The 15,733-nt window shown below is 63.0% G+C and carries 17 protein-coding genes; 15 read left to right on the top strand and 2 right to left on the bottom strand.

Annotated elements, in window-relative coordinates:
* Positions 1-9 precede the first annotated feature (9 nt).
* Entirely contained in the window at positions 10-1,125 is a 1,116-nt protein-coding gene (locus C3406_RS17510; RefSeq protein ID WP_044256783.1) for an efflux RND transporter periplasmic adaptor subunit, read from the bottom strand.
* 50 nt (positions 1,126-1,175) lie between these two features.
* Positions 1,176-1,811 (bottom strand): TetR/AcrR family transcriptional regulator, encoded by a 636-nt coding sequence (locus C3406_RS17505; protein ID WP_022652140.1) that lies wholly within the window; start codon positions 1,809-1,811, stop codon positions 1,176-1,178.
* A 109-nt stretch (positions 1,812-1,920) separates the two neighbouring features.
* On the opposite strand from C3406_RS17505, the gene C3406_RS26545 reads away from it, so the two are divergent.
* From C3406_RS26545 to trbG, 15 genes are all read left to right on the top strand, one after another.
* Positions 1,921-2,346 carry an outer membrane factor lipoprotein domain-containing protein gene (locus C3406_RS26545; RefSeq protein ID WP_213191790.1) on the top strand — a complete coding sequence of 142 codons (426 nt, stop codon included), beginning with the start codon at positions 1,921-1,923 and terminating at the stop codon, positions 2,344-2,346.
* Complete coding sequence (locus C3406_RS17500; protein WP_223852552.1) at positions 2,288-3,343, top strand: TolC family protein; 1,056 nt, start codon at positions 2,288-2,290, stop codon at positions 3,341-3,343. The genes C3406_RS26545 and C3406_RS17500 overlap by 59 nt, the downstream gene beginning before the upstream one ends.
* A 74-nt stretch (positions 3,344-3,417) precedes the next feature.
* Positions 3,418-4,362 (top strand): LysR family transcriptional regulator, encoded by a 945-nt coding sequence (locus C3406_RS17495; protein ID WP_004883081.1) that lies wholly within the window; start codon positions 3,418-3,420, stop codon positions 4,360-4,362.
* Positions 4,359-4,634: an EexN family lipoprotein gene (locus tag C3406_RS17490; protein ID WP_004883082.1), complete on the top strand. Its 276-nt coding sequence runs from the start codon at positions 4,359-4,361 to the stop codon at positions 4,632-4,634. The genes C3406_RS17495 and C3406_RS17490 overlap by 4 nt, the downstream gene beginning before the upstream one ends.
* 290 nt (positions 4,635-4,924) lie before the next feature.
* Entirely contained in the window at positions 4,925-6,940 is a 2,016-nt protein-coding gene (locus C3406_RS17485) for a conjugal transfer protein TraG (protein ID WP_004883083.1), read from the top strand.
* On the top strand, positions 6,937-7,194 hold the full coding sequence (locus C3406_RS26895; protein ID WP_476629941.1) for a hypothetical protein: 258 nt from the start codon (positions 6,937-6,939) through the stop codon (positions 7,192-7,194). The genes C3406_RS17485 and C3406_RS26895 overlap by 4 nt, the downstream gene beginning before the upstream one ends.
* 202 nt (positions 7,195-7,396) lie before the next feature.
* Positions 7,397-8,464, top strand: coding sequence for a P-type conjugative transfer ATPase TrbB (gene trbB / locus C3406_RS17475; RefSeq protein ID WP_004883088.1), 1,068 nt, complete (start codon positions 7,397-7,399; stop codon positions 8,462-8,464).
* Positions 8,465-8,469: 5 nt separating this feature from the next.
* Positions 8,470-8,844 carry a TrbC/VirB2 family type IV secretion system protein gene (locus tag C3406_RS17470; protein WP_425267603.1) on the top strand — a complete coding sequence of 125 codons (375 nt, stop codon included), beginning with the start codon at positions 8,470-8,472 and terminating at the stop codon, positions 8,842-8,844.
* A complete protein-coding gene (locus C3406_RS17465; RefSeq protein WP_004883097.1) occupies positions 8,841-9,113 on the top strand; it encodes a VirB3 family type IV secretion system protein in 273 nt (90 codons plus the stop codon). The genes C3406_RS17470 and C3406_RS17465 overlap by 4 nt, the downstream gene beginning before the upstream one ends.
* Positions 9,114-9,124: 11 nt before the next feature.
* Positions 9,125-11,575 carry a conjugal transfer protein TrbE gene (gene trbE / locus C3406_RS17460; protein WP_004883099.1) on the top strand — a complete coding sequence of 817 codons (2,451 nt, stop codon included), beginning with the start codon at positions 9,125-9,127 and terminating at the stop codon, positions 11,573-11,575.
* Entirely contained in the window at positions 11,572-12,309 is a 738-nt protein-coding gene (gene trbJ / locus C3406_RS17455) for a P-type conjugative transfer protein TrbJ (RefSeq protein WP_004883101.1), read from the top strand. Before trbE ends, trbJ begins: the two co-directional genes overlap by 4 nt.
* Before the next feature lie 12 nt (positions 12,310-12,321).
* Positions 12,322-12,648 carry a hypothetical protein gene (locus C3406_RS17450; protein WP_004883103.1) on the top strand — a complete coding sequence of 109 codons (327 nt, stop codon included), beginning with the start codon at positions 12,322-12,324 and terminating at the stop codon, positions 12,646-12,648.
* The gene (trbL, locus tag C3406_RS17445; RefSeq protein ID WP_004883106.1) at positions 12,645-14,009 is read left to right on the top strand and encodes a P-type conjugative transfer protein TrbL; all 1,365 of its coding nucleotides are present in this window, start codon (positions 12,645-12,647) and stop codon (positions 14,007-14,009) included. The genes C3406_RS17450 and trbL overlap by 4 nt, the downstream gene beginning before the upstream one ends.
* Positions 14,010-14,038: 29 nt before the next feature.
* The gene (trbF, locus tag C3406_RS17440) at positions 14,039-14,743 is read left to right on the top strand and encodes a conjugal transfer protein TrbF (protein WP_004883108.1); all 705 of its coding nucleotides are present in this window, start codon (positions 14,039-14,041) and stop codon (positions 14,741-14,743) included.
* The gene (gene trbG / locus C3406_RS17435) at positions 14,740-15,732 is read left to right on the top strand and encodes a P-type conjugative transfer protein TrbG (RefSeq protein WP_004883112.1); all 993 of its coding nucleotides are present in this window, start codon (positions 14,740-14,742) and stop codon (positions 15,730-15,732) included. The genes trbF and trbG overlap by 4 nt, the downstream gene beginning before the upstream one ends.
* Position 15,733 lies beyond the last annotated feature (1 nt).

Here is a 15,733-nt window from a genome sequence, read left to right as displayed (position 1 = left end):
TGTAGCGGGTCAGCGTCCGGCCAATTGGGTCGTGGCCTTGAGTGGGGTGACTTGTTGCTCGTTCGTCAGCCAACTCGCGCCAGCCGCGACTACCATCTCGCCGCGCTTCAGGCCGCCCACAACGCGAACGTTGTCGCCGCCTGGCTCGCTCTGGAATTGCACTTCCCGGCGGTGCACCTTCTTTCCGGTCACGTCATATACAAACACTGCGGCTTGTCCTGCTTTCTCACTGAGCACCAGTGCCGAATAGGGAAGCATCAGACGATCTGGTGAGGCATCCTTCGCTTCCGGTGCCTTCAGCAATACTTGAACGGCAGACCCGGGTCGAAGACTGCGCGCAAGAGTAGCATCTTGAGGAACGAGCACGACAGGTAAAAGTGAGCCATTTTCAGCACGCAAGCCGATGCGTTGTACCGAAGCACGAACGGGACTTGCTGACTCGCTCAGGCGCAGTTCGGCGACCTGCCCAATTTTGATATTTGCCGCCTGGGTCGTCGATGCAGTCGCAAGGACTTCTACGCCGCTGCGTAGTCCATCCACTTGAAGCACCGGCGCTCCGGCTGCAATATCTGTGAACGGCAGAGCGAGTTTCTCCGCGACGACGCCGTCGAATGGCGCATGAATGGCGGCCCCCCTTCGCGCACGCTCGGCAAGGCCGAATGCGGCCTTTGCATTGCGCACCTGGCCTTCAGCTGCAACCAACTGTGCTTTCACACTCTCGAATGCAGCCGGGGAGATTACGTTGCCCTCAAGCAGCCCCCTTTGCTGCGTTGTCTGCACGATTCTGTCTGCCAATGCGGCTTCCGCAGCAGCGAGTGTCGCCCGAGCCTGTTCTAGGCGGAGTTGCTCGGGCTGAACATCCAACTCAGCCAGAAGCTGTCCGCGAGAGAAGCGATCTCCCACGTCCACATGAAGCTTGCTGATACGCCCGCCAGTCTCGAACCCCAAGGTACTCCGCTCACTGGAGCGAGCTAGACCACTCAATTCAATGCGATTGGCCACAGAACCTACATCCCCCACCGTGAGCAGCTTGACCGCTCGCGGTGGATCGGAAGCAGGCTCCTTCTGACTATCACAGCCGGCAAGCGATGCGAGCAGAACAAACGCGAGGCCGACTTTCTGCATTTGCCAGGACTGGGATTTAAAGGGAGTGCAAGACACGGGAAGGCCTTTCATCAGCGTTTATCAATAGGGGTGAGTTCCAGTTCGCCGCGGGCGAGCGCCTGGAGGGTGTGCATGAGTCGAGAAAGGTCTTCGGCAGCAAACGTCGGAAAACCCATCATTTCGGCGAGGAAGACTCCGTCCAAGGCAAATAGAACGATTCCGGCGATATCGGTGCCGCGTGGAGATTTGCTCGCGTTCTCGTACTGCCTGCGGTACCAGCCGCGCACAGGCTCAAGCAGCGTGGGGTCTTCAGCCACGGCCGCCAGCAATGCAGCGCTCATCTTTTGCATCCCGCCGTCAGGCATAGCCGAGACCTGGCTGGATAGCCAAGGGTCTGGATCGCCGACGAATGGCAGCTCTCGCTCTTCCTGCCCGCCATCAAACGCCGAGACCTGGTCATCAATCATCGTGAGGAGCAGATCGCGCTTGGTCTTGAAGTGGTACAGGAACGCACCTTTGCTCATTCCTGCCCGTGCAACGACCGCGTCAAGCGTTAGGTGCCCGGCACCTCCCTCCATGACTACGTCACGCGCAGCTTGAAGGATGCGCTCCCGTGTTTGTTGCGCTTTCTTAGAGATGGAGGGGGCTTCAGCGCCGTTGTCCGCCGAATGCGACTCCTCTGGGCTTGATTTCATACGAGTTGCCATGGTGAAACTCCAAAGATGCTTGATTTTTGAATCGTCTGGACGGTATAGTACACGCCATGAACTATGCCCGTCAAGACGGCCTCCTCAATTCACAACCTAGTGGCTCAACATGTCCGATCCCTACGCCCGCCGCGGCCTTACTGCTGTTGCATTCCTATCGATCACGCTTCTCGCCGCGTGCAGCCACTCGCCTCACAGGGTGGAGACATCACGCGTTGAGGTTCCGGCCAAATTCATGAACGAAGCGGGTCTGGCTGTGCAGCAGGTGCCAGCACAAGCACTCCCGGCCGAGTGGTGGACGGCGTACGGTGATCCGCTGATTGACGCGCTGGTGCGCAACGCGCTGGAGCACAACACCGATCTCGCTATTGCAAGAGCGCGGATTGATGAAGCTGTGGCGATCACCCGACGTACACGCGCTTCAATGTTCCCTAGCTTGGCGCTCACGCCCCAAGCAACGCGCGCGCGACTTTTCTTTGGCACCGACCATCAGCAGCGATGCCAGGCTTCCGCTGTCGGCTTCATGGGAAGTTGATCTAGCGGGCCGCCTCTCGCATGCCGCTGATGGCGCACGGATGGACGCAGTTGCTGTCGAACAGAACTGGTTCGCGACACGTTGGCAGATCGCCTTTGAGACAGTGTCCGCTGCACTGCAGCAGCGGCAGGCGGCAGAGCTGGAAGATCTGGCAAAAGAGCGACTTCAAGTCGCCGAGCGCCTTGAGCGTCTGACAGAGCAGAAGTTCAAGGCAGGTCAAGCTACGGGCTTTGACATTGAACGCACGCGTTCCGAGGTCATCGCCCTCCGGGTGGAGCAAGAGCAGTTGCGACGCGTACGCGGCGAAGCAACGCATGCCTTGGATGTGCTCGTTGGCCGGATTCCGGGGGCGCTTGGCAGCGGTCCTGCGCTTGCCTCTCTCACCATGCCCGATTGGACTCCCAGAAGCGTGCCAGGCGAATTGCTGCAGCAGCGCCCCGACGTCAGAGCCGCGCAGGCGCGTCTTGCAGCGGCGACGGCGCGATGGAACGCAGCAGAAGGCGAGCGGCTCCCCAAACTTGTGCTCGATTTGAGTGGTGGGCGCCAACGCTTCGAGAACAACGGAACACGTGTGGCAGGGAACATTTTCTCTCTGGGCTTGGGTGTGACGCTTCCGATCTTTGACGGTGGAGCAATACAAGCGGGAATCGACGAGGGCTCAGCACGCAGTCGCGGCGCACAGGCTGACCTGGAACGCACGGTTTTGCTTGCGCTTCAGGATGTGGAGAACGCTTATCTGGGCTGGCAGACCCAGCGGACTTCTCTGCAGCATCAGGTCGATGGTCTTGTCGTCGCTGATCGACTCCTTGACCGCAGTCGACGCCTCTTTGAGGCGGGACAGGTGGATGCGACCGTTGTTGCAGAAGCGGAGCGTGGCACCTTGTCCCAGCGAGCGGCTCTGGTCCGTGCTCGCGCCGACGCAGCCGTGCAATGGGGTGTTCTCGCTAAAGCGCTTTCTGGTTCGCCAGAGCATGTGAATCTGCAATCTTCACCCTGAGTCCTTGAGTTGGAAGAACGCAGCATGGCAGCGAGTTTTAAATACTGAATAGATCGACGATTAGTAGGGGACGCATGGAAATTCGACATCTACGTTGTTTTATGGCGCTCGCCGAGGAACTTCACTTCGCTCGCGCCGCTGCGAAACTGCATATTGAGCAGTCCCCACTGTCTCGCACGATCAAAGAACTCGAAGAGGAGTTAGGAGCACAGCTCTTTATTCGGAACACGAGAAGCACGCGTTTGACACGAGCTGGGTTGATGCTCATGGAGCACGCACCTCGGGTGTTCGCATCCTTGCAACAGGCGCGGGACTGCGTGAAGGCAGCAAAAAATGGCTTTCATGGACAACTCCGCGTCGCCTTGTCAGACGGCGCAACACTACTGTGCTTACCAGCCCTATTGGCGTTGTGTCGCGAGGAGGAGCCCGAGGTTGAGATTCGCTTTTTTGAGGTGCCACTATCCCAACAAATCAAAGGATTGCACGACGACCTGTATGACGTCGGCTTTGCACAGTCCGACGACGTAGGTGATGGAATCGTCGCACTTCCCGCGTGGACTGACACGCTTATGGTGGCGCTGCCAGCTCGGCATCCGTTGCTGGCTCTTAAGCGAATTCCATTGGATGAACTGCTGCGCTACCCGCTAGTGCTATCTGATCCTCAAGTGTGCGAGGGCCACGCCAAGCACATTGAGCGAGTACTTAGCCGGGCTGAAATGCAGCCTCTAGTTGCCGAGCGGGTTACCACTTTCGACCTGATGATGGCGTTGGTATCTGCCGGTTTTGCACTCGGACTTACAGGGGCTGCACACATTGCAGCCTCCCGAGAGCCAGGAGTCGTGGCGAGGCCGCTTTCGACACGCGTACCACCTTTGACGACCTATCTACTCAGACTTGAAGGCGATCCGTTTGACGAGCTTGCGCGCTTCATTCAGCGAGTACAGGCCATCGAATTGCCAGAGTTTCTCAGGTCAACAAAAAGCCGAAATCCCGATCTTCCGGAGGAATTGATGCCATGAGACTCGCCATCACGCTCGTCGCTGCAATGCTAGTCGCATGCGGTCAATCTGATAAACCGCACAAAGCCACTAGTGCAGAAAAGAAAACCCCGACAGTAGAAGAGCTGGTGGCAGACCCGGAACAGCTCAAGAAGTTGCGCCAGCAATGCAAGACGGATCGGCCTACTTTGGGCGAACTGCTTTGCAACCGGGTAGCGGAGGCAACACGTAAGCGGTTCTACGGTGACGGAAAAACGCCATACACACCGCCCAAAGAATCCCCCAAATTCTGAAATTCAGCAATTCAGCAATTCAGCAATTCAGCAATTCAGCAATTCAGCAATTCAGCAATTCAGCAATTCGCTAGTCTGCCTGAATCTTCTGTTCGGCACGCTGATATTCGCCGGCGCTTACGGAGTCACTCCCTGGCTAGACACAGCGCGAATTCATTCTTTCTTATCGACCTTTCTGCCCCAAACGGTCTTTGACCGGCACTAAGCCAGCACCGATCCTGACGCCTGCGGCACATTTCTAAGCCGCGTTTCCCAAGGGAATCAGCGTAGGAGAGATTGGAGGCGGGGCTATGCAAGGTACGAATGTGCTGTTCGGTCAGATAGCCGTGGTATTCGGCATCGTGATCGCGGGTGTGTGGGGCGCCACACAATGGACGGCAGCAGCCCTTGGCTATCAGGTACGCCTTGGCTCCCCCTGGTTTGATTTCCTCGGCACACCGATCTACCTCCCGTGGAAGCTGTTTGAGTGGTGGTTCTTCTTCGATGCCTACGCGCCACGCGTTTTCGACACGGGCGGTGCCATAGCGGGTGGCAGTGGCTTGCTGGCGGTGGTGGTCGCAGTCTGCATGTCGATCTGGCGCTCTCGTCAATCACGCCTAGTCACGACCTATGGCTCGGCACGCTGGGCAAGTACGGAGGACATTCGCAAAGCCGGCCTTACGCAGCCGATCGGCGTGTTCCTCGGTCAGCACGATGGCAAGTACCTTCGGCATGAAGGCCCGGAACACATCCTCACTTTCGCGCCCACGCGCTCAGGCAAAGGCGTCGGCCTTGTGGTGCCGACGCTGCTTTCTTGGCCTGCATCCGCCGTAGTCCACGACATCAAGGGCGAGAATTGGCAGATCACCGCAGGTTGGCGCTCACGCTACTCACACTGCCTGCTGTTCAATCCGACCGATGCGAAGTCGGCGGCCTACAACCCGCTGCTAGAAGTTCGGCGCGGCGCACATGAAGTGCGTGACGTACAGAACATAGCCGACATTCTGGTCGATCCAGAAGGCGCGCTTGAGAAGCGCAACCATTGGGAGAAGACTTCGCACGCGCTGCTGGTCGGGGCCATCCTGCATGTGCTCTACGCGGGCGAGGACAAGACGCTGCGCGGCGTCGCCAATTTCCTCTCCGATCCGGCCAGCCCCTTCGAGCTGACCTTGCACCGGATGATGACCACACAGCACCTCGTGAACGTGGAAGGTGGTGGCCCGCATCCAGTCGTCGCTTCGGCGGCGCGCGAAGTGCTCAACAAGTCGGACAACGAGCGTTCCGGCGTGTTGAGCACCGCCATGTCGTTCCTGGGCCTCTACCGCGACCCCACGGTGGCCGAAGTCACCTCGCGCTGCGACTGGCGTATCGCCGACCTGATCGCGTCCGAGCATCCGGTGTCGCTTTATCTGGTAGTGCCACCTTCGGATATTTCGCGGACGAAACCGCTCATTCGCCTGATCCTCAACCAGATCGGCCGACGGCTCACCGAATCGCTCGACGGCAGCGACGGCATCGAACGCCGCCACAAGCTGCTGCTGATGCTCGATGAGTTCCCGGCGCTGGGCCGCCTGGACTTCTTCGAGACGGCGCTTGCCTTCATGGCGGGCTACGGAATCCGCAGTTTTCTTATCGCCCAATCGCTCAACCAGATCGACAAAGCCTACGGCCAGAACCATTCGATTCTGGATAACTGCCATGTCCGCGTGACGTTCGCCACCAACGATGAACGCACTGCGAAACGGATCTCCGAAACGCTTGGCACCGCTACCGAACTGCGCGCGCAGCGCAACTATGCCGGGCACAGATTGGCACCGTGGCTGGGGCACCTCATGGTGTCGCGGCAGGAGACGGCCCGCCCGCTACTGACGCCCGGTGAAGTGATGCAGCTTCCGACTGAGGAAGCTGTGGTGATGGTGTCCAGCGTGGCACCGATCAAGGCCAAGAAGCTGCGCTACTACGCCGACGCGAATTTCAAGAACCGCGTTTTACCGCCGCCTGTGCTCGCGGCCGGGCAATACGCGGACGCGCCACCGGCCCGGCCCGACGACTGGAGCGGCCTATCGATCCCAGCCGTGTCAACGGTCCGGGCTGCGGGCCTGTCCGGCGATGGCACAGGCACCGCCGATGACGGCGGCCCACGCCGACAGCCGGAGCTATCCGAAGTCAGCGAATACAGCCCCGAACCGCTGCTCGCCGGCCATGACCTGACTCTGCTCGATGACGACGACGACCTGCCGCTGCCGCTTCCCGGCCAGCTCGACCCGGCCATGCAGCGCACGGCCCGGCTGGCTTCCCTCGACCCCAACGACGGAATCGACTTATGAGCCAATACCGCCTCAATCTGTTCATTCAGCCCGAGCACGCCAAGCGTCTCGAAGAACTGGCCGCCAAGAAAGGCGTGTCCAAGTCGTCCATTGTCGCGGCGGCGCTCGCGTCGTGGCTATCGCCCGATGCTGGCGACCAGCGCGAGGCGGCCATCGCCAAGCGGCTCGATCGCCTGTCGCGGCAGGCCGAGCGCATGGAGCGCGACCAGAACATCCAGATCGAAACACTGGGCTGTTCATCCGCTACTTCCTGACCGTCAGCACCCCGATTCCCGAAGCCCATCAGGACGCAGCTCGCGCCCAAGGCAAAGCGCGTTTCGAGCAATTCGTGGAGCGGCTCGGCCGCCACCTGCTGCGTGGCCGCAGCCTGGTGCGCGACGTTGTGGAAGAACTGCACCCAGACCCGGCGCGAATGGATGACGCGGAGGCACTGGCTGAAGCGCAGGAGCGTGCCTCATGAGCGCCATTCCGCAAACCCCGCCCGAACTCTCATCCGCCGCAACCTCTCTGGATCGCCGTATCCAGATGCTGCGCACGGCAATGGGGCCAGTCATCGCCGCTGCGCTGGCCGACCCCGACGTGGTGGAAATCATGCTCAACCCCGACCGCACCCTATGGGTGGATCGGTTGTCATCGGGCCGCATGCCGCTGGGCGTGGAGCTGTCCCAAGACGATGGCGAACGCATCATCCGGCTGGTGGCTGCGCACGTCGGCGCAGAGGTGCATCGCGGGCGGCCGCTGCTGACCGCCGAGCTGCCCGAAACCGGCGAGCGGTTCGAGGGCATCTTGCCGCCCGCAGCGCCCGGCCCAGCCTTCGCGCTGCGCAAGCGCGCCGTGAGCATCATCGGGCTGGATCGCTATGTGGCCGACGGCATCTTGACCACAGGCCAGGCCGAGTTCCTGCGCCGCGCCGTGCGTGAGCGCCAGAACATCCTGATCGCCGGGGCGACGAGCAGCGGCAAAACCACACTCGCCAATGCCTTGCTTGCGGAGATCGCCGCCACGGGCGACCGCGTGCTTGTGCTCGAAGACACCATCGAGCTGCAATGCGCAGCCCGCGACCATGTGCCGCTGCGCACCCGCGCTGGCGTCGTGTCTATGACCGAGCTGGTGCGGGCCACGATGCGCCTGCGCCCCGACCGCGTGATCGTCGGCGAGGTACGCGGCGGCGAAGCCCTGGACTTGGTTAAGGTGTGGGGCACCGGCCACCCCGGCGGCATCGCCACCATCCACGCCGGTTCCGCGCTGGGCGCGCTGCTGCGCCTCGAACAGTTGATTCTTGAAGTGGCGGTGAACCCACCGCGTGCGCTGATCGCCGAGGCGGTCAACGTCGTGATCCACATCGCCGGGCGTGGCCGCAAGCGCCGCGTCGAAAGCATCGCCCGTGTCGTCGGTTTCGACGGCACCGGCTATCGCCTGGCGGACGCGCTGGAAACACCGTTTCCCGAGCTGATGCCGGTTCCTCTCGCAGCCGATGCCGCTGCGCCTTCCTCGTCCCTTGACCTACCTGGAGAACTGCCATGACGCAGATGCACGTTCACGCTTTCCGTAATTCCGTAAATCCGGTTTCAACCATCGCACGCCTGCGGCGGCTGGCCGGCCCCGCGCACCACGGCCTGCTGCTGGCCGCAGTCATGCTGATGACGGCGGGCACGGCGAAGGCATCCGGCTCCTCGATGCCGTGGGAAGGCCCGCTGCAATCCATTCTGGAGTCGATTCAGGGGCCGGTGGCACGCATCGTCGCGGTCATCATCATCATCGCCACGGGCCTCGCGCTCGCCTTCGGCGACACGTCGGGCGGCTTTCGCAAGCTGATCCAGATCGTGTTCGGTTTGAGCATCGCGTTCGCCGCGTCCTCGTTCTTCCTGTCGTTCTTCAGCTTCTCCGGCGGGGCTGTCGTATGAGTGGCCCGGATAGCTTCGCGGCCGGCTTCGAGGTGCCGCTACATCGCTCGCTGACCGAGCCGCTCTTGATGGGCGGCGCACCGCGCACGGTGGCGATTGCCAACGGCACGCTAGCCGCTGCCGTCGGGCTGGGCCTGCAACTCTGGATTCCTGGCGTAGTGCTCTGGATCGTCGGTCACTCGCTGGCCGTGTGGGGCGCGAGGGTCGATCCGCAGTTCATGCAGGTCTTCGCCCGGCACATCAAGCACAAGCCGCTGCTGGACGTGTAGGAGACGCCGCCATGCTTAACCTTGCCGAATACCGCCAGCGGCCCGCCTTGCTGGCCGACTGGCTTCCCTGGGCTGGGCTGATCGCGCCGGGCGTGGTGCTGAACAAGGATGGCTCGTTTCAGCGCACGGCGCGCTTTCGCGGGCCTGATCTGGACAGCGCCACGCAGGGCGAATTGATCGCCACGACGGCACGGCTAAACAACGCGTTGCGCCGGCTGGGTTCGGGCTGGGCGCTGTTCGTGGAAGCCGAGCGCCAGTCGGCCGCGGACTATCCGCATTCCGACTTTCCCGAACCGCTGTCCTGGCTGGTGGACGAAGAACGCCGCGCTGCCTTTGAGGAATCGGGGAACCACTACGAAAGCAGCTATCACCTGACGCTAGCCTATCTGCCGCCGGAGGAATCCCGCGCTCGTGCAGCCAAGCTGCTCTACGAGCACGCGCCGGGCGATGGTGTGGACTGGCGCGGTCGGCTTGACGCCTTCCTGGCAGAAACGGATCGGGTTTTCGACCTGCTCGATGGCGTGATGCCAGAAATCGTCTGGTTGGACGATGCCGCGACGCTGACTTATCTTCACGCCACGGTGTCCACGCGGCGCTACCGGCTGGCCGTGCCCGAGGTGCCTTTCCACCTCGACGCACTGCTGGCCGATTCCGCCCTAGTCGGCGGCCTTGCGCCCATGCTGGGTGACCAGCATCTGCGCGTGGTGTCGGTGCGGGGCTTTCCGACCTCGACCTGGCCGGGCCTGCTGGACGACCTCAATCGCCTGGGCTTTGCCTATCGCTGGAGTACCCGGTTTCTCTGCCTCGATAAAGCCGAGGCGGAAAAGGAGCTGGGCCGCCTGCGTCGCCAGTGGTTTGCGAAACGGAAGAATGTCATTGCGCTACTGCGCGAAACCATCTTCCAGCAGGAATCGCCGCTGGTGGACACGGATGCCAGCAACAAGGCGGCCGACGCGGATGCCGCCTTGCAAGAGCTTGGCAGCGATCAAGTCGCCTTCGGCTACCTCACCGCCACGGTGACGGTGTTCGATGACGACCCTGCCGTAGCCGACGAAAAGCTGCGCATGGTGGAACGTGTCATCCAAGGACGTGGCTTCGTCACCATCCCCGAAACCTTAAATGCAGTCGATGCGTGGCTGTCGTCCATACCAGGCAATGCCTATGCCAACGTGCGCCAGCCCATCGTCTCGACGCTGAATCTGGCGCACATGATGCCGGTGTCCGCCGTGTGGGCTGGGCCGGAGAAAAACGCCCATCTCGACGGCCCGCCGCTGATCGTCACGCGCACGGATGGCGCGACGCCGTTCCGGCTGGTGACGCACATCGGCGACGTGGGGCATACGCTGGTCGCGGGGCCGACGGGCATGGGAAAATCTGTCCTGCTGGCGATGCTCGCCTTGCAGTTCCGCCGCTATGGCGGCTCGCGCATCTTCGCCTTCGACATGGGGCGATCCATGCGGGCGACGGTGCTGGGCCTGGGCGGCGAACACTACGACCTCGGCGCGGACGGCGCCATTGCCTTTCAGCCCTTGGCCCGTATCGACAGCGAAGGCTATCGCACCTGGGCCGCCGAGTGGATCGAAGGCCGCCTGCTGCATGAAGGCGTGACCGTCGGCCCCGACGAGAAAGCCGCCATTTGGTCGGCGCTCGGCAGCCTCGCTGGTGCGCCGGTGGAGCAGCGCACGATGACCGGGCTTTCGGTGCTGCTGCAATCGAACGCGCTGCGGCAGGCATTGTCGCCGTATGTGCTGGGCGGCGCGCACGGCAAGCTACTGGATGCCGACCGCGACCGGCTCGGCAGCGGCGACGTGCAGGGCTTTGAGATGGAAGAGCTAATGCACAGCCCCGCCGCCGTGCAAGCGGTGCTGCGCTACTTGTTCGCCCGCTTCGATGCACGTTTCGACGGTGCTCCCACGCTGCTGATTCTCGATGAAGCCTGGCTATTCCTTGATGAACCGTCCTTCGCGGCACGCATCCGGCAATGGTTGAAAACTCTGCGCAAGAAAAACGTGTCGGTGATCTTCGCCACGCAGTCGCTTGCCGACATCAAGGATTCGACCATCGCGCCCGCGATCATCGAAAGCTGCGCGAGCCGGATTTTCTTGCCCAACCCGCAGGCGACCGAGCCGCAGATTCGCACGGTCTACGAGGGCTTTGGCCTCAACAGTCGGCAAATCGAAATCGTCGCCACCGCGCAGCCCAAGCGCGACTACTACTACCAATCGCGCCTGGGCAATCGTCTGTTCGACCTCGACCTGGGGCCAGCCGCGCTCGCCTTCTCGGGCGCATCCACACCGCAAGACCAACGCGACATTGACCGAGTGCTGACGCAGGCCGGCGCTCCCGGCTTCGCCGGTGCGTGGCTACGCCATCGCGGCCTCGATTGGGCCGCCGACCTGCTGCCGTCCTCGCCGTCGGCGGCTTCTTTCCTCGCTACTCAACCCCTGGAGATTTCGCCATGAAGACCCGTGTACTTTCCGTTTCGCTCGCCGCCGCGCTGGCCGGCTCGCTGATGCTCGCTCAGCCAGCGGCGGCGCTCACTTTCGTTGATCCCGTCAACTTGGTGCAGAACACGCTGACTGCCATCCGCACGCTGGAGCAGATCAACAACCAGATCAACCAGCTCCAGAACGAAGCGCAGATGTTGATGAACCAGGCGCGCAACCTGGCGAATCTCGACTTCAACATCGTCAACCGGCTGCGCTCGACGCTCGCCACGACTGAACGCCTGATTGCCGAGGCGCAAGGGCTGGCCTACGACGTGCAGAGCATGGATGCCACGTTCTCGCGCCTGTACCCGGAGCAGTACGCCGCCACCATCAGCGGCGACCGCATGGCACAGGACGCACGCGAACGCTGGAAGAACACGCTCGACGGCCTGCACACCGCGATGCGGATGCAGGCGCAGGTGTCGCAGAACCTGACGCAAGACGAAAGCGCGCTGGCCGACCTCGTGAGCCAAAGCCAATCGGCCACGGGTGCGCTGCAAGCGATGCAGGCAACGAACCAGCTTCTCGCCTTGCAGGCCAAGCAGTCCATCCAGGCCCAGCAGCTCCAGATCACACAAGACAGGGCGGCCTCGCTGGAGCTGGCGCGGCAGGCAGCGGCCACCGAGCGCGCCCGCGAAGTGCGGCGGCGCTTCCTGGGCACCGGCACGCCGTACACACCGCAGTCCGTCAACTTCTACAACAACTGACGGGAGGCGGCCATGCGATGCGTTCCTGTCCTGCTGGCCGTGCTGCTGACCGCATGCGGCCAGCAGCCGGCTGAAGACCTGACCGCCACCTTGGCCGCCGATCCCGTGCGGCTCAAGGCGCTGCGCGCCCAATGCGCAGCCGACCGGCAAACCGCAGGCGAAGACACCTGTCGCGCCGCTGCCGAAGCCTTCCGGCGGCGCTTCTTCACCGGCCAGACTGGGCCGGACGAATACCGGACGCTGGCAGAACTGCCGCCGATTCCGGCGAGTTTCGACACGCCAACCGACGACGCGCCGGAAGGTGATGCGTCGCTCGCCGCTGCGGAGGACACGCCATGAACGACGTAACGATCATCGACAGATTCCTCGATACCTTCTCGCGCTACATCGACTCCGGTTTCGGTCTGCTGCAAGGCGAAGTCGCGTTCCTGACGGCCACTCTCATTGTCATCGACATGACCATTGCCGGTCTGTATTGGGCCATGAGCCATGCGACCGGCCAGGGCGAGGACGTGATCGCCAAGCTGCTGCGCAAGGTGCTTTACGTCGGTGCCTTCGCCTACATCATCGGTAACTTCAATTGGCTGTCGAGCATCGTGTTCCGCTCGTTCGCCGGGCTAGGCATCACCGCCACTGGCTCGGCCATAACGATGGAGAACTTCTTGCAGCCGGGTCGGCTTGCCAAGACCGGCATCGACGCCGCTGCGCCGATCCTCGACCAGATCGGTGACATGGCCGGCTTCCCCGAAGTGTTCGTGAACCTCGACCCCATCGTGGTGCTGTTCATCGCTTGGCTGGTGGTGATCCTCTGTTTCTTCGTGCTCGCGGTTCAGCTTTTCATCACGTTGATCGAGTTCAAGCTGACCACGCTTGCCGGCTTCGTCTTGATCCCGTTTGCGCTCTGGAACAAAACCTCGTTCCTCGCGGAAAAGGTGCTCGGCAATGTGGTTTCGTCAGGCATCAAGGTCTTGGTGCTGGCGGTAATCGTCGGCATCGGCTCGGGCCTGTTCGCGGAGTTCCAGGTTCATCCCGACGAGCCTTCCATCGACCATGCGCTTGTCGTGATGCTGGCTTCGCTTGCCTTGCTGGCGCTGGGCATCTTCGGCCCCGGCATCGCCACGGGCCTTGTGTCCGGTGCGCCGCAGCTCGGCGCGGGTGCGATGGCGGGCGCTGCCGTCGGCGCGGTAGGCACGGGTGTTGCCATCGGTGCCGCCGCGACCGGCGTGGGCGGTGCCGTCATGGCGGGCGCACGCATGGCCCCGGCCGCCGCAAAGCTGGCCGGGAGCGGCGCACGCGCCGCCACGTCGGCGGCCAGCAGCGCCAAGTCCGCATTCCAGGCCGGTTCCGCCGCTGCGGGCGGCGGGGCTAAAGGCGCGGCTGCGGGCCTCGGCAATGTCGCCAAGACCGGCGCGCAAGCGGCAGGCCGCCGAGCTGCATCGGGCGCTTCCGCTGCCGGTCAGAAGGTGGCCGACTCCTTCCGGGCAGGATGGAACGGTGCGGATGTCGGCGCTGCCGGTTCCGGCCAGGCCGCCGCAGGCGAAGGCGCAGCCAGCGCGCCGAAGCAAGAGCAACCCGCCTGGGCAAAGCGGATGCACCGCCGCCAGCAGATCACCCATGCCGCAACCACCGCAGCCCACACGCTGCGCAGTGGCGACGGCGGCGGCTCAGGGCAAGGCCCAAGCCTGCGCCCCGATGCGTGACCCGATACCTGACCACCAAGGAGAACCCTATGCGATTCAAACGCCCGCAGGTGCGCTATGCCGACACGCCGCAGCCTGCCACCCCGTACCAATCCGCCGCGCAGGTGTGGGACGAGCGCATCGGCTCGGCCCGCGTCCAGGCCAAGAACTGGCGTTTTATGGCCTTCGGCTGCCTCACGCTTGCGCTGCTGATGGCCGGTGGCCTGGTGTGGCGCTCGGCGCAGTCCATCGTCACCCCTTACGTCATCGAGGTCGATCAGTCGGGGCAGGTGCGCGCCGTCGGCGAAGCCGCCACGCCGTACCGGCCCGCCGATGCGCAGATCGCGCACCACCTGGCGCGCTTCGTGACGCTGGTGCGCTCGCTGTCTATCGATCCCATCGTGGTGCGGCAAAACTGGCTGGACGCCTACGACTACACCACCGACAAAGGCGCGGCGGTGCTCAACGACTACGCCAGCAAGAACGATCCTTTCGCCCGTGTTGGCCGCGAGTCGGTGACGGTGCAGATCACCAGCGTGGTACGCGCCAGCGATGCCTCGTTCAACGTCCGTTGGACGGAGCAACGGTTCATCAACGGTGCCCCCGCCGGGACCGAGCGATGGAACGCGGTGCTTTCCACCGTCCTGCAAACCCCGCGCACCGAACAGCGCCTGCGCAAGAACCCGCTGGGTATCTACGTCAACGGCCTGTCGTGGAGCCGCGAACTGGATTCTTCTGAAGGAGCCAAGCCATGAACCTGTCTTTCCGCTTATACGCTTTCGCGCTGACCGTGGTGGCCCTGTCGGGCTGCGCTTCGCAGGGCAAGCCGCCTCCGTCCATTTCGCTCGATGAGCCGGTGCAGGCACAGCCGCTGCCGGAGCCGCCTGCTCCAGTGGAAGTCGTCGCCATGCCCGAGCCGCTGGCGCTGCCAGCGCAGTTGAAGCCGCTGCACGAGTTGGACGCGGCCCCGGCTAAGCCGGAGCCGGCCGATGAGAAGGTGCGCGTTTCCCGTGCCAATGCCGAGGCGCGCATCGCGCCCACGCGCGAGGGCTACGTCAATGCGATTCAGGTGTGGCCCTTCACCGATGGTGCGCTCTACCAAGTCTATGCCGCGCCGGGACGCGTGACCGTGGTTTCCTTGCAGCCGGGCGAGGAACTAGTGACGGTCGCAGCCGGCGATACCGTGCGCTGGATCGTCGGTGACACGTCCAGCGGCAGCGGCGACGCGATGCGCATCAATGTGCTGGTCAAGCCCATCCGCTCAGGCCTCAAGACGAATTTGGTCATCACCACCAGTCGCAGAACATACCTGCTGGAACTGACCTCGACGGAAAAGGCATGGATGGCGTCGGTGTCCTGGGACTACCCAAAAGACCGGATGTTGGCCTTGCAGCGCCAGTCGCAGGCGGCTAGCGCCGCCGCACCGGTCGATACCGGACTGTCGCTGGAGAAGATCCGCTTCCGATATTCCGTCTCAGGCAGCAATCCGCCGTGGAAGCCGCTGCGCGCCTTCGACGATGGCGAGAAGGTCTATATCCAGTTCCCGCCGGGAATCGCCCAAGGCGAGCTGCCACCGCTGTTCGTCATCGGCGCGCAGGGCGACGGACAACTGGTGAATTACCGTTTTCGCTCGCCTTACTACATCGTGGATCGGCTGTTCGGCGCGGCCGAACTGCGCCTGGGCGGCGACAAGGGTGACGTGGTGCGTATCGAACGCACGGATGGCTTGGCGCGGAGGAACTGAC

Origin of the sequence: Leclercia sp. LSNIH8 (assembly GCF_002920195.1) — a bacterium.
GTDB lineage: Bacteria > Pseudomonadota > Gammaproteobacteria > Enterobacterales > Enterobacteriaceae > Enterobacter.
Note: the sequence above shows the minus strand (reverse complement) of the source record. Positions and strands in the feature narration are given on the sequence as shown.